Below are 22,477 nucleotides of genomic sequence, written 5' to 3'. Positions count from 1 at the left end.
AAACAATGAAAACAATGAAATTAATCAAATTAAACAATGCATTCTTATTAGGGTTGATTCTAAGCCTTACTTATGGATGTGAGAGAGATATTTCTGATGACGCAATTCCAGCTACATTTCCCACTATAGGTGATATTTTTACAGATACACCAATCGGACTTACAGAAGAGTTTTTCAATTCGTTTGACCCTGCTGACGGGGCAAATGTCAATGGTTTTGGTACTGATAATGGTGAAGCTTTTGAAGGAAGTATATCAATTAGAATAGATGTACCTGCACCTAATGATCCAGACGGAGGATTTATAGGCGGAATTTTTGAAGATGCTGGAGCTGGTAGAAATTTAACACAGTATGATGCCTTAACGTTCTGGGCTAAAGGCTCTACAACAGGTATTGTTGAGGCAGGTTTTGGAACCGATTTTGTAGAGAATGAATACGCAGTAAGTTTTCCTAATGTTCAATTATCGACAGATTGGAAAAAATATATAATCCCAATCCCAGACCCTTCTAAACTTGTTCAAGAAAAGGGAATGTTTCTCTTTTCTGCTGGAACACAAAGCACAAATGGTTTTGGATTTACATTTTGGATAGACGAACTACGATTTGAAAACCTAGGAACTCTAGGTCAAGAAGTACCTCGAATCTTTAGTGGTGCTTCTCTTGTACAAGAAGCTTTTGTGGGTTCTACTATTCAGATTTCAGGAACTTCATATACCGTTAATTTACCTACAGGCATTAATCAAACAGTTAATGCAGCTCCTAGTTACTTTGACTTTTCATCTTCTAATGAATCTGTAGCAACAGTTTCAGAATCGGGTGAAATAACAGTTATTGGAGTAGGTACTACTACTATTACAGCTAGTGTTGGTGCTAATTCAGCAGAAGGTTCTTTAGAACTCACATCTAATGGTCCATTCCCTAGCGCTCCTATTCCAACAAGAGACCCTGCAAACGTTGTGTCGCTCTTTAGTGATGCGTATACAAATGTTCCTGTAAGACACTATAATGGTTTCTTTCAGTTTGCAACTACACAAGGTGGTGCTGGAGCAGATCCTAATGATGTTGATTTACAAGTGCCTTTACCAGGAGGTGGACTTGATAATATTATAAACTATACAATGCTAAACTTTGTTAGTATTGGAACTTATGAAACGGTGTCTTTAGTTGATATAAGTGCAATGTCTCATTTGCATGTAGATATTAATATTAGAGAAGCTATCGATGGTGGTGATTTTATAAGATTATCTCTTGAAAGTGGAACAGGTACTGGTTCATCAACAAGTGGGGACTTTATATTGAATTCTACTGCTTTAGGAAATGCTGATGAAAATGGTTGGTTAAGTTTAGACATTCCAATTTCTAACTTTTCAGGGTTTTCAGACCTTGCTAACTTAGGACAACTGTTCTTCGTTTCAGATGCAACTATCTCAGATATATGGGTGGATAACGTATATTTTTACAATGAATAATGGCTATAATTTATAAACAAAAAAATATGAAATATATAAAATCATTTAACAAGATAAAATTAGCGCTATTATTTATGGTAGCCCTATTGATAAGTGCTTGTAATACTGACGAAACTCAAGAAGTAACTCAACTTAATAACCTAGTGATGCAAGATGAGTTTGATATAGATGGTGCTCCAGATTCGTCAATGTGGACTTATGATATTGGAGATGGAACTGCTCAAGGATTACCAGCAGGTTGGGGTAATAATGAATTGCAATATTATACTGATAGACCAGAAAATGTAACTGTCGAAAATGGATTATTAGTATTAACTGCAAGAGAAGAGGCTTTCGAATCCTCAAATTATACTTCTGCTAGATTAACCACTCAAGGCTTATTTGAACAGCAATATGGTCGCTTTGAAGCTCGAATTCGTTTGCCATATGGAAAAGGGATCTGGCCAGCATTTTGGCTTTTAGGTAACGACTGTGATCAAAACCCATGGCCACAATGCGGAGAAATTGATGTCATGGAATATGTAGGTAATCGCCCTACTGTAGTCTTTGGTAGTGCTCATGGCCCAGGGTATAATGCTGGAGATGCATTAACTAAAGAATACGAGATTGAAAATGATCGTTTTGATACTGGATTTCACGTTTTCGGAATAGAATGGGGACCAAACTATATCAATTATTACGTCGATGGAGATTTATATCAAACTTTAACTCCTCAAGATGCTGCAGATGAAGCAATTGGAGTAGAAGATGGAGCTCCTCAAAATACTGGTGAATGGGTGTTTAATCGTCCGTTTTATATTATTATCAACATGGCTGTGGGTGGATCTTTACCAGGTGCTCCTAATGCAGAAACAGTTTTTCCACAACGCATGTATGTGGATTATGTGAGAGTGTACAATTAATTTAAATAAAGAAACATGAGATTTTTAAAATATAAAATAAGTATCATAATCGTAACAATTTTTTCCTTTGGATTAACAAGTTGTGAAGGCGATGGAGGTGCTGGAGAAATCATAGAATTAGATGCAAGATTTCTAAGCAATGTTGATGTAAGAACTATTTCGTTTATTAACGTATCAAACGATGCTGTAAATTATTCTTGGGATTTTGGCAATGGAACATCATCTACATTAGCTGAGCCAACTGTAACTTATGAAAATGGTACATATACTGTTACCTTAACTGCATTTGATATTAATGGTAATGCAGATACGTTTCAGGAAACATTTGTTATAGATATTCCTGTTTGTACCGATGAATCTGCTGAGAATCTTGATCCCGCAAATGGAGATATAAACTGGACGTTCTTAGATGCAAATGGAAATGCAACATTTGACGCTTTTGGAAATACTGCAGGTTTTATAGTTGACAACCCTGTTATAGATGCTGTAAACTCGAGTTGTAAAGTACAACGATATGAAAAAACTATAGGATGTCAAACCTTTGCAGGACTTGGTGTCGGCTTAGCAACTTCAATAGATTTTTCTACAACATCTAATAAAACGTTTACAATGAAAGTTTTAGCAGAAACTCAAATTACTGAAGTCACCCTTCGTTTAGAGTTTATGCCATTTCCAAATACTGAACCTTCTCAAGATAGAGTTGCTAATATCACTCAAACCGGAGAATGGCAAGAACTTACTTTTGATTTCACAGATGTCCCTACAGGAACTTTTCAAAGTATGATTATATATTTTGAAAGAAACGCAGATTGTGATGGTGACATCTACTACTTTGATGAGATAGTTCAACAATAAATACCAATACGGCTTAAAGAGCATGATAACCGAAGCAACTTTAATGGAAAATAATATTTCTAAAGAAAAAAAAGTCAGATTAATAGATTTAGTTATTGATAATGAATCTTATTACAAGATTTCTAATTGTGATGAAATTCGTCCCTTTTTTATGAGTATCGTCAGTGATTCTAATCACTGGATGTTTATATCGAGTAATGGAGGGCTAACTGCAGGACGTAAAAATTCTGAATATGCTTTATTTCCTTACTATACAGACGATAAGATTACCGAATCTGCTGATATAACCGGAAATAAATCAATCTTCAAGGTTCATAAGAATAATCAAGAGTTCATGTGGGAACCACTAGCTATTAGATCTTTAGGTAGATATTCTACAACTCAAAACTTGTATAAGAATAGATATGGGAACAAAATAATTTTTGAAGAAATTAATCATGACTTAGAATTAATATTTAGATACCAATGGAGTTCTAGTAATAAGTATGGTTTTGTAAAAAAATCTAAATTAATTAATACTGCTACAGAATCTGTAAGTATAACACTATTAGATGGTATTCAAAATATTTTGCCAGCAAGTATAGGCAGTGATATTCAGAATCAATCCAGTAATTTAGTAGATGCCTATAAGAGAAATGAGCTAGAAGAGTCAACTGGACTTGGAATTTATGCACTTAGTGCTATTCTTGTTGATAAAGCTGAAGCAAGCGAAGCATTAAAAGCAAACGTTGTTTGGTCATTAGGTTTAAATAATCCTAAGTATTTGCTATCATCATTACAACTAGATGCTTTTAGGTCTGGTCAATCTTTAACACAAGAAGTGGATGTTAAAGCTGAAAAGGGTGCTTATTTTGTTTCAACTGAAATAGAATTACTAGCAGATTCTTCTAAAGAATGGATGCTAGTCGCAAATGTTAATCAAAATCACTCAGATATTGCGTTGCTGTTAAAGAAAATACGCGAGGATGAAGCATTAGCTGATAAAGTTAATGAGAACATTGATTATGGTACTAAACGATTAGTGGAGTTGAATTCGGCATCAGATGCCATTCAAGTTTCTGCAGATAGTTTAAGAGATACGCGTCACTTTTCTAATACGCTATTTAACATTATGCGTGGAGGAATCTTTGATAATGGTTATCAAATTGAAAAATGGGATTTTAGCAACTATCTTCACAATGCAAATAAAAAAGTTGCACGAACATCTGAAGGAATATTAGATACCCTTCCAGAAGTGTTTTCTCTATCAGAAATACAAGAAATAGCATACAATAGTGATGATAAAAACTTTAGACGTCTTTGTTTAGAGTATATGCCGTTAAAATTTAGTCGTAGACATGGCGACCCAAGTCGTCCTTGGAATAAATTTTCAATTAATACAAGAAGTGAAGTTGATGGATCTAAAATTTTAGATTATGAAGGCAATTGGCGAGATATCTTCCAAAACTGGGAAGCGCTAGCACACTCATATCCAGAGTTCATTGAAAGTATGATTCATAAATTTTTAAACGCAACAACATTTGATGGGTATAATCCATATAGGGTAACAAAAGGTGGTTTTGATTGGGAAATAATTGAACCAGACGACCCGTGGTCTTACATTGGATATTGGGGAGATCATCAAATTATCTACTTACTTAAGTTTTTAGAATTTATTAATAATCATAACCCAGATAAATTAGAAAGTTTCTTCACAAAAGATCTATTTGTCTATGCCAATGTACCTTATAAAATTAAGCCATATGCAGACTTACTAAAAAATCCAAAAGACACAATTGTTTTTGATGATGCATTAGATCATAAAATTAATGAAGAGCGTGAACAATTAGGTGCAGATGGTGCTTTGCTTCGCGATGAAAACAGATTTATAGTTAAAGCAAATTTTATTGAGAAAATATTAGTAACATCTTTGGCAAAACTATCAAACTTTATTCCCGAAGGAGGTATTTGGATGAATACACAACGTCCCGAATGGAATGATGCAAATAATGCTTTGGTAGGTAATGGAGTATCTATGGTGACGCTTTATTATCTGCGTAGATTCTTCAATTTCTTTGAAGAGTTACTTACAACGACTAGTATTGATCAAGTAGAAGTTTCTGTTGAGCTATCTGAATTCTTCGATTCGGTATTGAATACCTTCGAAAATAATAAAGACTTATTATCAGTAGCGATTAATGATACAGATAAAAAAATAATATTAGATGGTTTAGGAAATGCAGGTAGTAATTATAGAACTCAAATCTATAACCATGCCTTTTCAGGAAGAAAAACAACGCTTTCGGTTAATAAATTGAAAGACTTTGTAACAATTAGTAAGTCTTATTTAGAGCATTCAATTAAAGCTAATAAGCGTTCTGATAATTTATATCATGCTTATAACCTCATGACTGTAAATACAGACAACTCTATTTCTATTTCTTATTTAAGTGAGATGTTAGAAGGTCAAGTAGCTGTTTTGAGTTCAGGTTATTTAAAAGCCACAGAAACACTAAATGTCTTAAATGCATTAAAACAAAGCAAGCTTTTTAGAGAGGATCAATACAGTTATATGTTGTATCCTAATAAAGAGCTTAAAGGGTTTTTAGACAGAAATACGATTCCTGAAGATGCAGTTTTTTCATCAAAATTACTCCAAGAATTATTAAAGGATGGAAATGTTCAAATCATCGAAAAAGATGTTAATGGCGACTATCATTTTAATGGAAACTTTAAGAATGCTAATGACGTTTCTTTAGCGTTAGAAAATCTTTTAGGAACAAAATATGAAACACTTTTAGAATCAGACACTCCAAAAGTATTGCAAGCTTTCGAAGAGGTATTTAATCATAAAGCGTTTACAGGAAGATCTGGAACATTCTATGGTTATGAAGGGTTAGGATCGATCTATTGGCATATGGTTTCAAAATTATTACTGGCTGTACAAGAATGTTGTATAAAAGCAGTAAATGATGGCGAAAGCGAAGCTATAATCGGACAATTACTAGAGCATTTTTATGAAATTAATGAAGGGATTGGTGTACATAAGTCACCAGCATTATATGGTGCTTTCCCAACCGATCCATATTCGCATACACCAGGAGGAAAGGGAGCTCAACAACCAGGAATGACAGGACAAGTTAAAGAGGATATTTTGAGTCGTTTTGGAGAACTAGGAATATTTGTTAAACAAGGACAATTGCTTTTCAACCCTTGTTTATTGAGAGAAGAGGAATTCTTAACAGAATCTAAACCCCTTAACTATGTTGATGTAAACAACAACTGGAAATCAATTGACCTTGAAGTTGGTTCTTTAGCTTTTACATATTGCCAAGTGCCTATAATTTATAAAATGGGATATGAGAATTGGATTGAAGTAGAAACTACTAAAAGTTCACAAAAAACGCTTAACAGCTTGGTTCTTGATAGAAACACTAGTAACGAGATTTTTGCTAGATCAGGTTTAGTAGAGCGAATTACCATAAGTATTAATAAATCAATTTTAAAGTAAAAAATAACAAACACATGAAATTGAAAGTAAATATCCTATGTGCAATAATTATTTCAATGATCATGTCATCTTGTAATCAAAACCCAAAATCTAACAAAGACATGCAAAAAGGCAAACAAATGACAGCTAAAGAGATATTAGGAAATCCTAATTATTTAGCAATATCTTATGGAGGTTACCGCGAAAAATCTAGAGATAGTCAGCCAACAATTAAAGAACTCAAAGATGATATGAAACTATTGTCTGCAATGGGTATCAAAATATTGCGAACGTATAATGTACAGCTTCCGCATGCTTCAAATATTTTAAAAGCGATTACAGAGCTTAAAAAAGAAGACTCAAATTTCGAGATGTATGTGATGTTAGGTGCATGGATCGATTGTCTAAATGCATGGACTGATCAACCTGTAGATCACAATGTTGAAAGTCCTAATAATGCAGCCGAAATAGAAAGGGCTGTAGTTTTGGCTAATAAATACCCAGACATTGTGAAGGTTTTGGCTGTAGGAAATGAAGCTATGGTCAAATGGGCAGAAAGCTATTATGTGCAACCTAACGTGATATTAAAATGGGTAACACATTTACAAGAATTAAAGACGCAAGACAAACTTCCGAAAGATTTATGGATAACGAGTTCTGATGATTTTGCATCATGGGGAGGTGGCGAAGACCAATATCATGTTGAAGATCTAGAAAAATTAATCAAAGCCGTAGATTATATCTCGATGCATACATACCCATATCATAATTCACATTACAATCCTGAATTTTGGGGAGTCCCTGAAGCCGAAGATAGTCTTGCTGATATTGATAAGATTCATGCTGCAATAGAACGTGCCATCCAATTTTCTAAACGTCAGTACGATAGTGTTACTAATTACATGAAAAGCATCGGTATTAATAAACCAATTCATATTGGTGAAACAGGTTGGGCGACAGTATCTAAAGGGTTCTACGGACCTAATGGCTCTAGAGCTACAGATGAATATAAACAAGGTTTGTACTACGAACTCATGAGAGAATGGACCAATACTGCTGGAATTTCGTGCTTCTATTTTGAAGCTTTTAATGAGCAATGGAAAGATGCACATCATCCAAATGGTTCAGAAAATCATTTCGGATTGTTTACGATTGATGGAAAGGCAAAATACCCAATATGGGATTTAGTAGATGGTGGTGTTTTTGATGGATTAACAAGAAATGGTAACCCAATTACCAAAACATATAACGGTAATAAGAAAGCCTTGATGGAAGATGTTTTAGTACCTCCAGCTCTAGACGAAATAATGGCAAATCGATAGACATGTCAAATAAAATAATCAACAATGAAAACCATAAGCTACATTTTTTATTCCCTTTTAGTACTAGTTATGATAGGTAGTAATGAAAAAAAAGAAATAGGACAAGACTTGCTTGAAGTTGAAATTTATGAAACATCTGCAAGCGGAAATCAGCTTACAAGAATCAATGACGTTTCAACAACAGGTTCTTTGCCTGTTTTAAAAATTAATCCAGATAAAAAATTTCAAACTATTACTGGCTTTGGAGGCGCATTTACTGAGTCCTCTGCCTATTTGTTAAACAAATTAAGCAAAGCCAATAGAGACAAAATCTTGAAGGCCTATTTCAGTAGAGAAGGTGCAAATTATTCATTAACACGAACACATATGAACTCTTGTGACTTTTCATTGAGTCAGTATTCGTATGCACCTGTTGAAGACGATATGATGCTAGAACATTTTACAATCAAAGATGATATGGATGATCTTATTCCAATGATAAAAGAGGCTATGGCAATTTCAGAAGATGGCTTCGATATTTTCGCGTCACCATGGACGGCACCACCTTGGATGAAAGATAATAAAGAATGGGTAGGAGGAAAGTTATTACCTAAATACTACGATACTTGGGCTTTGTTCTTTTCAAAATATGTAGATGCTTATGAAGCTGAAGGCATTCCAATTTGGGGTTTTACTGTTGAAAATGAACCACATGGAAATGGAAACAACTGGGAAAGTATGCACTTTACTCCAGAAGAAATGACCGATTTTGTACAGAATCACTTGGGACCGAAATTGGAAGTCGATGGTAAAGGCGATAAAATCATTTTAGGTTATGACCAAAATAGAGCAGGCCTTAAAGAATGGGTAGATGTCATGTATGCTACAGAGGAGTCATCGAAGTATTATGATGGAACAGCTATTCATTGGTATGAAAGCACTTATGACTATTTCCCTGAAGCTTTGCAATATGCCCATAACAAAGCACCTAATAAGTATTTAATTGAAACTGAAGGCTGTGTAGATTCTGAAGTTCCAAAATGGAAAGATGATATCTGGTATTGGTCAAAAGAAGCTACCGATTGGGGCTGGGATTGGGCAGCAGAAGATGAGAAATACTTACACCCAAAATATGCGCCTGTAAATCGCTATGCTAGAGATATCATTGGATGTCTCAATAATTGGGTAGACGGTTGGGTAGATTGGAACATGGTGTTAGATAGACAAGGTGGTCCTAACTGGTTTAAAAACTGGTGCGTAGCTCCTATTATTGTTGATCCAGATGCAGACGAGGTCTATTTTACGCCTATTTATTATACCATGGCACATTTCAGCAAATATATAAGGCCAGGAGCTGTCGTGATTGATGTTGAAAACCCAGATAAAGACTTGATGGTGACTGCAGCAAAAAACCCTGATGATTCCATAGCTGTAGTCATTTTTAATGAAGGCGAAACCGCTAAAAGTTTCACGTTAAATTTAAATGAAAGCAATGTAGATATTAAAATAAATGCACAAGCAATTCAAACAATTGTAGTGCCTAAGTCATAAAACACTAACTAAACTAAACCACTATGTCAAAAATTAAAACAGCCGCAAAAGATAAAGTCCCAGTTGGACAAAAAGCAGCCTTTGGAGCAGGTCATTTTATATTGAATATATTACCAGGTACTCTTGGTGTTTTTATTCAGTTTTTCTTATTGACGGCTTGGGGTGTTGATCCTTTATGGGCTGGACTTTTAGGTGGTTTACCAAGAATATTTGACTCAATCACCGATCCAATAATGGGTTTCATCTCTGATAATACAAAGTCGAGATGGGGACGAAGACGTCCTTATATTTTTATTGGAGCAATTATAAGCGGAATACTTTTCTTTTTAATGTGGCAAATCGATGATAATGCATCCCAATCTTATATTATTTGGCATGTAATGATTCTTCAATTATTGTTTCTTATTGGTAATACAATGTTTGCAACACCATTAGTAGGTCTTGGATATGAAATGACTTCTGATTATAATGAGCGTACACGGTTAATGGCTTTTTCTAATACTATGGGGCAAATTGCTTGGATGATTGTGCCATGGTTATATGTTATTATTCCTGATACAGACACATTTAATACGCAAACAGAAGGTGTTCGTACAATGGCTCTTATTGTTGGTGCTATGTGTGTTGTTTTTGGGATACTGCCAGCATTATTTTGTAAGGGTATTGATTCTTCTCATATGGAGAATAGAAAGGAAATTACATTTAAGTCGTTAGCATCAAATATGAAAGATTTATGGCAGGGTATTAAACAAGTCACAAAAAACAAACCTTTCATGAAATTATGTGGAGCAACGTTTTTAGTGTTTAATGGATTTCAGCTTGTGGCGGCATTTGGTGTCTTCATTATTGTGTTTTATATGTATAGTGGAAGTTATGAGATGGCTGGTACTTGGCCTGCTTGGTTCAATACCATAAATGCTATTATTACAGCATTTATTGTTATCCCAATTATTACAAGAATGGCTAATAAATGGGGGAAGAAAAAGGCGTTCATAATCTCAACTGTGTTATCCATCGTTGGTTATGTTTTGAAATGGTGGGGCTTTGATAAAGAACTTAATAATCAATTTAATCAAACTGGATTAGGTAAGAGTTTAAATTCAGGAGTTAGCTCCATTTTCGAATCTCTAAATCCAGCTCTTGAAAGTATTGGAATGTCTTGGTTCAGTATTGATCCAGGAAGCGATGTACCATGGCTCATATTTGTACCGATTCCACTATTTGCATTTGGTATGGGAGGTCTATTCACTTTAATGATGTCTATGACGGCAGATGTTTGCGATTTGGATGAACTAGAGAATGGTATGCCTCGTAAAGAAGGGACTTTTGGAGCCATCTATTGGCTGATGGTAAAAATAGGTCAGTCTATAGCTCTTGTTTTGGGAGGCGCAATCTTAAGTATTGTTGGATTTGACCCTAATGTTACTGAGCAATCTATAGAGACTATGAACAATCTTAGAATAGCTGATATAATAGTTCCATCGTTAACTGCAGCACTTGCGGTTTGGGTAATGTGGAAGTATAATCTAAATGAAGATAGGGCTAGAGAGATAAAGAAAGAACTCGTTGAGCGACGAGGAGAATTATAACTATAAATTTAAAATTTAAATGTCATATAGAGACGAAGAATATCACGCATATAATGGAATTAACTTCACAGAACACTCAGGAATTGATTTCAGTAAATATTCATTAGAAGAATTAAAAACGTTGTGGAGAGCAACACTTAAAAAAGGAATGCATGGCATCTGCTTTAGTATGTATGAAGATGGTCAGGAACCTGGCGACGTCATAACCGAAGAACAGGTGGAAAGACGTGTTAAGATTTTAAAACCATATTCGAAATGGATACGTTCATTTTCTTGTATAGAAGGAAATGAACATATTCCGCGTATCGCCCACAAACATGGAATGAAAACACTAGTTGGTGCTTGGTTGGGAGATGATAAAGATGACAATGAAAAAGAAATTGAAGCACTAATTCAATTAGCAAAAGAAGGCGTTGTCGATATTGCTGCTGTTGGTAATGAAGTACTATATAGAAACGATTTGTCACTAGACGAATTGCTAGACTATATACGACGTGTAAAAGAGGCTTTGCCAGATATTCCTGTGGGTTATGTTGATGCTTATTATGAGTTTTCGGTACACCCTCAGCTTGTAGAGATTAGCGATGTGATACTCAGTAATTGCTATCCGTATTGGGAAGGTTGCCATATTGATGGTGCTCTGCATCATATGCAACAAATGTTCGGGCAAGCATCAGATGCAGGACACGGTAAAAAAGTAATCATTACTGAGACTGGCTGGCCAAGTGAGGGAGGTAGCCTAAAGGGCGCATTTTCTTCTGAAGAAAATGCGATGAAATATTTTATCAATACGCAAGTATGGGCTGCCAAAGCTAATGTTGATGTATTTTATTTTTCATCATTTGACGAGTCATGGAAAACTGGCGATGAAGGTGATGTTGGAGCCTATTGGGGACTTTGGGATAAACATGAAAAATTAAAATTTTAAAACAATTGGTTGATGGGAAAGCTATTATAAATGCTAAAAAGTACAACATTCAGAAAAGTAAGCAATATATAGCGAAAAACAAACACAACATTACCACAACACAATAGTTAATAAAATGCTAAATAAGACTTTGCTAATATTTTAAAACCTCTTGAATTCGCTTTGTTTAGCGGATTTAGACACATAATTAAACAAAAAATAGATTATTTGCTTTTGTATGTTTTTTGTAGCGGTGGGTTTTATGATAATCTCAATATATAGTACTTAAATTTATGAAAATGAAAAATACAGAATGCAAATTTTAAATAATTACTAATTCTAATATATATAACTATGAAAAAAATTACATTTTTAATCTTTTTATTAGCATCGGCTATTACGTTTGGGCAATCTTTGCCTCTCGATTATGAAGATACAACGACGACTGCATCATTTCAATTTGGTACTTTAGGTTTTGCTAATATTGCTAATCCAGATGTAAGTGCAGGAAATATGTCTGCTCGAGTACTACAAGTAGATAAACTTGTTGGAGCTAACTGGTTTGCAGGTTTTGGATATGAAACACCTGGATCACCTTTAATTAATTTAGCGAATGGAACATCGTTCACGATGAAAATTTGGTCAACGAAAGCTAATCTTCAGTTAAGATTTCAAATTCAAATAGGATTAAGCGGAGAGCCAACTTACAATAGAGATGTTGTGGTTACTAATGCGAATACATGGACAGAAGTAACATTCGATTTTTCTGATCAACCAGGTCTTACAGGTATGGAACAGTATTCTACTTTGGTAATACAACCAGATTATGACCCAGCACTTGAAGGTCCTGCTGGTGATGGTGTTTTGGTTACTGAATCAGGCACGTACTATATTGATGATATTGTTCAAGTAGGTGCTCCAGAACCAACGTGTATGGATGGTGTTCAAAATGGTATGGAAACTGGTGTAGATTGTGGAGGCCCTGATTGTCCAACATGTCCTGAGACCTGTGATGATGGAATCCAAAATCAAGATGAGACTGGTGTAGATTGTGGTGGTGCTTCTTGCCCTGCTTGTCCACCTGCAGGTCCTACAATGGCTGCTCCAGAATTTCCTTCTACTGGAACAGATCTTTATGTTTATAGTGGTTTACCAGGAAGTAGTGTTGGAAATTTTAACTTCTATGCATTTGGTAATGTAGGAGTTCCAGAAGTGGATATTGAAATGAATGGAAATAATGCCGGAAGAATTGAAGGTGGTGGTTTCTTTTTCTATGGAGCACAATGGGATGCTGAAGATTTAGTTGCTGGAGGTTATCAGTTTGTACACTTAAACTATTATGCAACTACAACTACTGAGTTTAATTTCTTCCTAATTGATGCCACAGCTGGAATTGGTGGTGGAGCTGCTGAAGAACCTAGATATAGATTTGGTGGTCCTACTCCAGATTCTCCAATTGTAACTGGATCTTGGCAGAGTGTATTTATTCCATTACAACACTTCTTAGATCATACACCGTCTAGTGGTACTTATGATTTAAATGACATATTCCAATGGAAATTTGATGGAAATGGAGAGGTTTATTTTGACAATATATTCTTTAGTACTTCTAACACTTTAGGTGCAGAAGAATTTACTAGAAATGAGTTTTCTGTATTCCCTAATCCAACAACAAACAATTGGACGGTTATAGGTACTCAAGATATCGAATCTATTCGAATTTATGATGTTTTAGGAAAGCAAGTGGTTAATGTAACTCCAAATGCAAATGAAACTCAGATTGATGGATCAAATTTAAAAGCAGGATTATATTTTGCAAAAATTTCTTCTGCTACTGGAAGCAAGACAATCAAATTGGTTAAAAAATAATGCTTAACTAACTAATATTTTTTAAAAGCCACATTTGCTAGTTGCAATGTGGCTTTTTTATTAGTGTCAAAATGGTTAAATGATTATATTGAAATATCCCTTTCTAATCAAAATAAAAGCAATTATTTTTATATCGGAATTATACGTTTCTTATTTTTAATTTTATGGTAACATTAAAACAATTAGCTGAGCAATTAAATGTGTCTGTTTCTACAGTATCAAAGGCATTGCATGATAGCGACGAAATTAGCCCTGACACTATAGAACGAGTAAAGGCTCTTGCTAAGTTTTTAAACTATAAACCAAATAAGTTGGCTTTAAGTCTTAAAAACAGTAGAACTAATACGATTGGCGTAATTATTCCTAATATTCTTAATCATTTTTTTGCAAAAGCACTATATGCCATAGAAATGCAGGCCAGTAAACAAGGCTATAATATTATTACTTGTGTTTCAAATGAAATGCAATCCAAGGAAATCAATAGCCTCCAATTATTATCTAATGGTAGTGTTGATGGTTTTATCTTATCCTTGGCAGAAGAAACTCAAGTGGCTAATAATGTCGACCATATCAATGAGATATTACAAAAAGATATTCCAGTAGTATTATTTGATAGGGTTTCTGAAGATATTAATTGTGATAAGGTTATTATAGATGATTTTGGAGCAGCTTATGAAGCAACTAAGCATTTACTTTCTGAAGGACGACAACATATTGTGCTTGTGAGTAATATTGATGAGTTAAGCGTTGGTAAACTTAGAACTAATGGTTATTTGGCAGCTTTGAATGAATCCATTGATTATAAGAATGAACCCAGTATCATTACGATTGAAAACGATAAATCAATTGAAGATGGTGTTGATCAGTTATTCAATAAGTATCAATCGGTTGATGGTATTATTTCTATTGATAACACCTCAGGTGTCATTGCTCTTCAAAAGGCGCTAAAACTAAATTATAATGTACCAAAAGACTTGTCCATAATTGGATTTTCAGATGAGAATGTACTTCAATTCACCAATCCAAAACTGTCAACTATCTCACAGCATACTGTCGATATAGGCAAGGCTTCGGTCAAATTACTTTTAAATCGTTTAAAGGATAAAGGAACCACCAAGAAAACGACAAAAACAATAAAGACTAATCTTATCTTAAGAGAAACTACCAAATAGTTTTATTCGGAAATCTAATTTTAAGTGCAAACTAGTTATAATTTATAATTAGATTTGCGTTCATGGAAATCTCACAAGTTTTAGGATACTTTGGAGCTCTTTTAATTGGCCTTGTTTTGGGGTTAATTGGAGGAGGAGGATCAATTCTAACTGTTCCTATACTGGTATACTTAATGTTTATAAACCCAGTTACAGCAACAGCTTATTCACTTTTTGTGGTAGGAGTGTCTTCTGTTTTTGGTACATTTCAGAATATTAAAAAGGGGTTGGTAGACTTTAGAACTGCTATTGTATTTGCAATCCCAGCATTTATTGCTGTGTATCTTACACGAAAGTTTTTAGTGCCAGCAATCCCATCGGAAATTTTTACTATTGGAGACTTTACTCTGACCAAGAATGTAGCTATTATGGTTTTTTTTGCTATTGTTATGTTATTGGCTTCAATTTCAATGATAAAAGAAAGGAAAGTAACTACAGACGTATCTTCTGAAGATGTAAAATTTAATTATCCGTTAATCACTATTGAAGGTTTTGTTGTTGGTGTATTAACTGGAATTGTTGGTGCAGGAGGAGGGTTTCTTATTATACCTGCATTAGTGCTTTTGGCAAAATTACCAATGAAAAAAGCTGTAGGAACATCACTCTTAATTATTGCAGTGAAGTCCCTAATAGGTTTTATTGGCGACATTGAGAATCTAGATATAGACTGGGCATTTTTACTCATATTTACAGCTATTTCTGTAGTTGGGATCTTTATTGGGACTTATCTTTCCAATTTTATTAATGGTAAAAAATTAAAAAAAGGATTTGGATCGTTTGTACTAATTATGGGTGTCTATATTATTCTAAAAGAACTATTATAGCATGGAAAAATTGGATGCGTCCTACTGGGATAACCGATATATAAATAATGAGGACCGTTGGGATTTAGGAGAAGTGTCTCCACCAATAAAGACTTATATAGACCAACTCAAAGATAAATCTATACGCATTTTAATTCCTGGCGGTGGTAATTCTTATGAAGCCGAATATTTATTTAATCAAGGATTTACCAATGTTTATGTCATTGATTTATCAAAAACAGCTCTTGATAATATTAAGAAAAGAGTACCTAAATTTCCTAGTGACCATTTAATTCAAACTAACTTTTTTGACTTAGATATGCCTTTTGATCTCATATTGGAACAAACGTTTTTTTGTGCGCTTGATCCAAGCCTTCGGTCAAAATATGTGTCGAAGATGAGTGAGCTTTTAGTTGATAAAGGTAAACTTGTTGGATTATTATTTAATCAACCTTTACATGATGATAAACCACCGTTTGGTGGAAACAAAACACTATATCTACCTTACTTTAAAGACATCTTTCATATTAAAACAATGGAGTTGTGTTACAATTCTATTTCTCATCGACAAGGGAATGAGTTATTTTTCAGCGTAATAAAAAAATAATATTTAACGTTTTTCGTTAAAAAGAGAGGAGGAACTGTAACATTTTAAGAAGACTTGCGTCCAATAGGTGTTCAATCAAAACATCATCACAATGCGACAAGATAATCAACTTATAGTACTTACACATTTAAGTCAGTTGCTTACATTTTTAACTGGATTTGGCGGACTTATAGTTCCGTTGATCATTTGGGCTACTCAAAAAGAAAATGTGTATAGAATGGATCAAGAAGGCAAAAATATCGTCAATTTTCAATTGAGCGTATTAGTATATAGTTTAATTTGTATTCCTTTAGTATTTGTATTAGTTGGCGTTTTTGGATTAATAGTATTAGGTATACTATCGTTTATTTTTCCAATTATAAACGCTATTAGAGCAAGTCATGGAGAATCACCAAGATATCCTTTATCTCTTAATTTTATTAGTTAGTTATTTTACATAGGGATAAATGAAAACGCTCACTTTTTTAAGTGAGCGTTTTTTAGTTATAGTATATACACGCACAAAAGTAATTGGGTGTTTTTACTTGGTTTTTTAATACTATTACTTATTAATTTAGGACATCATTTAAATATTAAATTATGGCCAAAACTGTTTCTACATCTTCTTCATCTAATGTTAAACCTAAAGTTGATAAAATTTCAGACGCAACAAAACCAGGTATTTCTCAAGACATTATTAAAGAACTAAGTGCTGAAATAAATAATATGTTGTCTTATGCAGTTTACAATGGAATTACTATAAATACTGAAGTTAATTCTCTTATTCAAAACAGTAGTGTTGATGATCTAATTAATGCTCATAATTTATTGTGTAAAAATGTTGCACCTGCTACACCAAAATCTATTAAGTATACTAAAAACTTACATTCAGAAGATAATAGTAAAATGATATTAAGTCGATTGCCATTAGTTAGAAACCTCATTATTTTGGCACTGGTATTCTTGGCAATTTTCATTATTACTGGAACATCATCTGCAGTAAACAATGATTCACTCGATAAAGGAATCATGAATAACCATGGAGAACAATTGCTTTTAAATATTGGTTATTTGTGTGCTATTTCAGGTTTGGGTGTCGTATTTTATTTATTAAAAAATGTAAGCAGTTCGTTAAAAAAAGGAACATTATTACCTGAGGAATCCATAGAATATATGGCTCAAATAGTACTTGGTATTATTGCAGGTTTAGTTTTATCTGAAATTTTATCTGTGTATATCACTAATCCTGACAATGTTAACTTATTCAATAAAAGTGTCTTGGCGCTCATTGGAGGATTTTCGTCAGATGCATTGTTTAGTATGCTTCAAGGTGTTATTGATAGAATTAAATCAATTTTTATTCCTGCAGGCACTTCATAAATCATAATTTATGTGTTATTAATCAATTGTCGACTAACTACAGTATCATAGATAATTTGCAAGTGATCGATTTTTAATTCCTTATTAAAGGAAATGATATCTACAACATCAAAATTGACTGTAGCCTCTGTTTTTAAAACCCAATGATAATTGAAATGTAAGGCGAGTTTGTTTGATTGATGATCATCAAAAATGCCTTTAAGCTCTAGTTTCGACGAATTCGTATCGTTTTGTAAAGATGCATAAAACGCATTCGCAGGTTGATCACCATAAAGTGGTGAAGATACAGTTCCAGTTTCAGAAAATAAATCAACAATACGCTCCATGTCACCATGTTCAAGGTACTTTAAATAGCGCTTTGCTATGGATGTTCTTGTCATAATTATGAAAATTAAAAAGCCAATAACTAGAGGTCATTGGCTTTTGTAATATATATGTTTTTTGTGACTAGTTATTTAGCATCACAGGCATCACTAACATCGTTACTTTTTCACCATCATCTAAACCATCAATAGGAGTCAAGATACCAGCTCTATTGGGTAAGCTCATTTCTAGTTGCACTTCATCAGAGTTTAGGTTATTGAGCATTTCAGTTAAAAAGCGTGAGTTAAACCCAATTTGCATATCATCACCTTGATAATCACAAGTTAAACGTTCTTCGGCTTTATTTGAGTAGTCGATATCTTCAGCAGAGATATTTAATTCGGCACCAGCAATTTTTAAACGTATTTGATGTGTCGTCTTATTTGAGAAGATACTCACACGACGAACAGAGTTTAAGAATTGTGTTCTATCTATAGTTAATTTATTTGGATTTTCTTTAGGAATAACCGCTTCGTAATTAGGGTATTTTCCATCTATTAAACGACAAACAAGCACAGAATTTTCAAATGTGAATTTAGCATTCGAATCGTTATACTCAATAGTAACAGCCTCATCGTTTGCTGCTAAAATTCCTTTTAAAAGATTTAAAGGCTTTTTTGGCATTATAAATTCGGCAACCTGATCTGCTTTTACATCACCACGTGTATATTTAACTAATTTGTGAGCATCGGTTGCTACAAATGTTAAACCTTCAGTAGAGAATTGAAAAAAGACACCACTCATAACAGGACGTAAATCATCATTACCTGCTGCAAAGATGGTCTTGCTTATAGCAGTAGCTAAAATATCACCAGCTATTGTAGTTGTACTTGGATTATCCAATTCTACAGCTTTTGGAAATTCATTGCCATCTGCATAAGCCAAGGCATATTTACCATGATTAGAACTAATCTCAACGGTATTGTTATCTTCAACCACAAAGGTTAGTGGTTGCTCTGGAAACGTTTTCAAAGTATCGAGTAATAAACGTGCTGGTAATGCAATACTACCATCGTTATCACTTTCAACATCTAAACTTGAAGACATTGTAGTTTCTAAATCACTTGCCGAAACTGTTAGTTTTGAGTCTTTTAACTCAAATAAGAAATTATCTAAAATCGGTAGTGTATTCGAACTATTGATAACACCTCCTAAAACTTGTAATTGTTTAAGTAAATATGTACTGGATACTATAAATTTCATACGTTCTTCTAAAATTTTTACAAAATTATCACAACAAATTGTGCAATACAAATATATCTTAAAGCTATTGTTTTATAAAACAAACTTATTAACAACTCAAAGCTTATGAAAAAGGGCGTTTTAGACCTGTTTTTTGGTTATTTAGAGTAGCGTTTTCTTCTAAAATATTTAAATGTAAAACCAAAAAGACCTAATATTACAAGAGGTAAGGCAATATTTACAATTTGCCATTTGGATTTTTGGTCTTCAATTTTTTCAGAATCTAAGAATGCCAATTTCACCTCTTTTGTGCGAATGTTTATAAGTCCGTCATCATTCAAAAGGTAGTTCACAGCATTTTCTAGAAACTCTTTATTTCCAAATTTGCGTTTGGTCAAAAATTCGAAACCTAATTCTTGAGGTCTGTTTTTTATAACCTCATTTTTAATCACATCACCATCGGCAATAACGATCATCTTTGTGGCGATACTTTTGGTTTTATCATCTGAAATCTTAAACGGTTTAATACGTTTATCGTACACAGAGCTAAACTCTCCTTCGAGTAGAACAGCTAAGGTTTGATTGGGTTCTTTGTACTCTTCAGGATTGGGTTCTTGAGTAACCACATCTAAACTAATTTCTCGCGGCACACCTTGTGTTTTTGATAATTGAGAACTTCTGAGTAAAATCGTTTTATCAATAGTATTTTTTAGTGTATCTATCTGACTCGTAAAATCAAATTTTACTGGATCCAGATTGGTCGTTATTGGATGATTTGGGTTACTAGCAGCTAATGGCGAGTATGGCCATTGTACTGGCTGAAACTGGGCATTATTGCCTTCACCAATGGCTAGAGGAATAGGCGCAGAGTACAAATCATTTACAATTACAGGGTTTACGCGTACTCCATATTTAAAAAAGAAATCGTTAAGGTTGAGATCCTTCATAATTGCGACAGCAGTTCCAGCGCTATTGTTTAAACTATCTCTATCCATAACAATACTCTCGGTGAGCCATAGACTTTTACCACCATTCATGGTATATTGATCTAACACATATTTTTCTTCTTCGGAAAAGGCCTCACTAGGTTTTGCAGAAATAATTAGATCATAATTCCTAATGTCTTGCAAGGTTTTTTTAGGATTGCTGGCTACACTATCTAAAGTAAATGGTGCTAGAAAATAATGCTCTCCTAATCGTTTAAGGAAATCGGCAACATATATATCTTTTAACTGACCGTTACCTCTTAAAATGGCTATTTTTTTCTGCTTTGGAGTGACTAGCTTTTTAAAAGCCTCAGCAAATGCATACTCTAAATTTTGAATTGAACCATTGACCAATTCCTGATCTGTGGCTCCAATTTTATTTTTTATCAACGGAATGATAACCGTTTGCTCGTTATAACTGGCTAATGCCCAAGGGATAATAAGTTCTTGAGAGGTTTTTCCGCTTTCTTTAATATTGATTTGAAATGGTTGTAAGCCACGTTGCGTTAATTGTTGTAGAATTTGATTGCGATTTTTTTCATCGGCTAACGGATTCATAAACTCAAAGTTGACATTGCTATTGTAAACTGTGAACTCTTCAAGTAGCTGTTGTGTCTCGTCACGTAGTCGTCTAAATTCTGTTGGAAAATCACCTTCCAAGAACACGTCAATAATTAAAGGAGAATCAACATCTTCAATAGTTTGTAAAGCCTCATTAGATAAGGTATAACGTTTATCTTTCGTTAGATCAAAACGTTTGTAGACTTTGCTCGATATAACATTAGCAGCAATAATTGCGACTAAAACGATGGCAATCGTGATGATATTTTTTTTAGTCTTTAGCATCAAATTTTATCTCTTCTTTATATGTTGATATCGCAATAACTTTATCGTTTTTAAAAACAATTTCAACACATTCTTTTTCAGTATTAAAAGCTCCAGGTTCAATACCCAAACTATAGTTCCATCTGTTAGAATCATGGTCTTTTTGAGCCTCGTCCCATGATAGCCATTCATAAGTTCCCAAAAGGGATTCAATGTCGCTTTTTGGCTGTCCGATTAAAATTTCCGAAGTAATCATATCATCAGATAATTCATAACGTAATGCAGGTTTCTCAATCCATAATTCCGAAGAAAAATATTTTTGATGGTGATAGTTACTAAAAATATTGACCATCGGGTATACAGCATAGAAATAAGCGAAAGGTGTAATAGCCAAACTCACTAAAACGGTAAGCCATTTGCGACGATCTATTGTTTTTACAAACAGAAAAATCAGCACAAAAACAATGCACATCATAATGACTAAAGGAGCTGTAATAATCATTTGTTTGCGCGTTTAATATTTAGTTTAGTAAGCACAATAAATAAAGCCGTAACACTTAAAAAATAAATGATGTCTCTAGTATCTAAAACACCTCGACTCATACTTTTAAAATGAGACTCCATTCCTAATTTTTCAATATATAGGGTGTCTCCAAAAAGGTTGTAATTTGATAAGCCCTCAAAACCAAAATAGAAAAAGAAGCAAATAAATACAGCAGTGATAAAGGCTACGATTTGATTGTCGGTCAAGCTAGAAGCAAATACGCCAATAGCAGTGTAAGCAGCAACCAGAAAGAGCAATCCGAAATACGATCCCATCACACTACCAACATCTAAGTTGCCTTCCGGATTTCCAAGCTTAGAAATGGTATAGACATATAATAACGTTGGGATTAAAGCAATAATAATTAATACAAAAGCACCAAGATATTTTCCAAAAACGATATTGAGATGACTAATAGGCTTAGTGAGTAATAACTCCAAAGTACCTTGTTTCTTTTCATCTGCAAAACTACGCATCGTTACAGCTGGAACTAGAAATATGAGAATCCATGGCGCTAATAAAAAGAAAGTTGATAAATCGGCAAAGCCATTATCAAGAACATTAAATTCGCCTTTAAACAGCCACAAAAACAAGCCGTTAAGTAATAAAAATACAGCAATAACTAAGTATCCAATTGGAGAGGCGAAGAAGGTGTTTATTTCTTTTTTTAGTATGGCGAGCATTA

The 22,477-nt window shown here is 33.9% G+C and carries 19 protein-coding genes; 14 read left to right on the top strand and 5 right to left on the bottom strand.

Features of this window, described 5'->3' with window-relative positions; genetic code table 11:
- The first annotated feature begins 5 nt into the window (after positions 1-5).
- The 14 genes from Q0783_RS10690 to Q0783_RS10625 all read left to right on the top strand — a co-directional run bounded on the left by Q0783_RS10690 (position 6) and on the right by Q0783_RS10625 (position 17,892).
- Positions 6-1,469, top strand: a complete 1,464-nt coding sequence (locus Q0783_RS10690) for an Ig-like domain-containing protein (protein WP_298895003.1) — start codon at positions 6-8, stop codon at positions 1,467-1,469.
- Between the two features lie 26 nt (positions 1,470-1,495).
- Positions 1,496-2,371 (top strand): glycoside hydrolase family 16 protein, encoded by an 876-nt coding sequence (locus Q0783_RS10685; RefSeq protein WP_298895001.1) that lies wholly within the window; start codon positions 1,496-1,498, stop codon positions 2,369-2,371.
- A gap of 15 nt (positions 2,372-2,386) precedes the next feature.
- Positions 2,387-3,226, top strand: a complete 840-nt coding sequence (locus Q0783_RS10680) for a PKD domain-containing protein (protein ID WP_298894999.1) — start codon at positions 2,387-2,389, stop codon at positions 3,224-3,226.
- Positions 3,227-3,269: 43 nt separating this feature from the next.
- Positions 3,270-6,716 (top strand): hypothetical protein, encoded by a 3,447-nt coding sequence (locus Q0783_RS10675; RefSeq protein ID WP_298895465.1) that lies wholly within the window; start codon positions 3,270-3,272, stop codon positions 6,714-6,716.
- 14 nt (positions 6,717-6,730) lie between these two features.
- The gene (locus Q0783_RS10670; protein WP_298894997.1) at positions 6,731-8,017 is read left to right on the top strand and encodes a glycosyl hydrolase family 17 protein; all 1,287 of its coding nucleotides are present in this window, start codon (positions 6,731-6,733) and stop codon (positions 8,015-8,017) included.
- Between the two features lie 24 nt (positions 8,018-8,041).
- The gene (locus Q0783_RS10665; RefSeq protein WP_298894995.1) at positions 8,042-9,547 is read left to right on the top strand and encodes a glycoside hydrolase family 30 protein; all 1,506 of its coding nucleotides are present in this window, start codon (positions 8,042-8,044) and stop codon (positions 9,545-9,547) included.
- A 23-nt stretch (positions 9,548-9,570) separates the two neighbouring features.
- Complete coding sequence (locus tag Q0783_RS10660) at positions 9,571-11,136, top strand: MFS transporter (protein ID WP_298894993.1); 1,566 nt, start codon at positions 9,571-9,573, stop codon at positions 11,134-11,136.
- Between the two features lie 19 nt (positions 11,137-11,155).
- Positions 11,156-12,064: a glycosyl hydrolase family 17 protein gene (locus tag Q0783_RS10655; RefSeq protein ID WP_298894991.1), complete on the top strand. Its 909-nt coding sequence runs from the start codon at positions 11,156-11,158 to the stop codon at positions 12,062-12,064.
- 333 nt (positions 12,065-12,397) lie between these two features.
- Positions 12,398-13,912: a T9SS type A sorting domain-containing protein gene (locus tag Q0783_RS10650; protein ID WP_298894989.1), complete on the top strand. Its 1,515-nt coding sequence runs from the start codon at positions 12,398-12,400 to the stop codon at positions 13,910-13,912.
- A 164-nt stretch (positions 13,913-14,076) separates the two neighbouring features.
- Positions 14,077-15,084, top strand: a complete 1,008-nt coding sequence (locus Q0783_RS10645) for a LacI family DNA-binding transcriptional regulator (protein ID WP_298894987.1) — start codon at positions 14,077-14,079, stop codon at positions 15,082-15,084.
- A gap of 62 nt (positions 15,085-15,146) precedes the next feature.
- Complete coding sequence (locus tag Q0783_RS10640) at positions 15,147-15,947, top strand: sulfite exporter TauE/SafE family protein (protein ID WP_298894984.1); 801 nt, start codon at positions 15,147-15,149, stop codon at positions 15,945-15,947.
- A gap of 1 nt (position 15,948) precedes the next feature.
- Complete coding sequence (locus Q0783_RS10635) at positions 15,949-16,533, top strand: methyltransferase domain-containing protein (protein ID WP_298894982.1); 585 nt, start codon at positions 15,949-15,951, stop codon at positions 16,531-16,533.
- A 91-nt stretch (positions 16,534-16,624) separates the two neighbouring features.
- Positions 16,625-16,960 (top strand): DUF4870 domain-containing protein, encoded by a 336-nt coding sequence (locus Q0783_RS10630; protein WP_298759747.1) that lies wholly within the window; start codon positions 16,625-16,627, stop codon positions 16,958-16,960.
- Positions 16,961-17,112: 152 nt separating this feature from the next.
- Positions 17,113-17,892, top strand: a complete 780-nt coding sequence (locus tag Q0783_RS10625) for a hypothetical protein (RefSeq protein ID WP_298894980.1) — start codon at positions 17,113-17,115, stop codon at positions 17,890-17,892.
- 8 nt (positions 17,893-17,900) lie between these two features.
- Here the strand turns inward: Q0783_RS10625 and Q0783_RS10620 are convergent, their stop codons facing one another.
- The 5 genes from Q0783_RS10620 to gldF form a co-directional block, all read right to left on the bottom strand.
- On the bottom strand, positions 17,901-18,272 hold the full coding sequence (locus Q0783_RS10620) for a nuclear transport factor 2 family protein (RefSeq protein WP_298894978.1): 372 nt from the start codon (positions 18,270-18,272) through the stop codon (positions 17,901-17,903).
- Between the two features lie 67 nt (positions 18,273-18,339).
- The gene (gene dnaN / locus Q0783_RS10615; protein WP_298759756.1) at positions 18,340-19,458 is read right to left on the bottom strand and encodes a DNA polymerase III subunit beta; all 1,119 of its coding nucleotides are present in this window, start codon (positions 19,456-19,458) and stop codon (positions 18,340-18,342) included.
- Between the two features lie 137 nt (positions 19,459-19,595).
- Positions 19,596-21,269, bottom strand: coding sequence for a gliding motility-associated ABC transporter substrate-binding protein GldG (gldG, locus tag Q0783_RS10610; RefSeq protein ID WP_298894977.1), 1,674 nt, complete (start codon positions 21,267-21,269; stop codon positions 19,596-19,598).
- Positions 21,256-21,750, bottom strand: coding sequence for a hypothetical protein (locus Q0783_RS10605; protein ID WP_298894975.1), 495 nt, complete (start codon positions 21,748-21,750; stop codon positions 21,256-21,258). Before Q0783_RS10605 ends, gldG begins: the two co-directional genes overlap by 14 nt.
- The gene (gene gldF / locus Q0783_RS10600) at positions 21,747-22,475 is read right to left on the bottom strand and encodes a gliding motility-associated ABC transporter permease subunit GldF (protein WP_298894973.1); all 729 of its coding nucleotides are present in this window, start codon (positions 22,473-22,475) and stop codon (positions 21,747-21,749) included. Before gldF ends, Q0783_RS10605 begins: the two co-directional genes overlap by 4 nt.
- Positions 22,476-22,477 lie beyond the last annotated feature (2 nt).

This window comes from uncultured Psychroserpens sp., assembly GCF_947500255.1.
Classification (GTDB): domain Bacteria; phylum Bacteroidota; class Bacteroidia; order Flavobacteriales; family Flavobacteriaceae; genus Psychroserpens.
The sequence above is the reverse complement of the archived record's forward strand: the minus strand, read 5'-3'. Positions and strand labels throughout refer to the sequence as shown.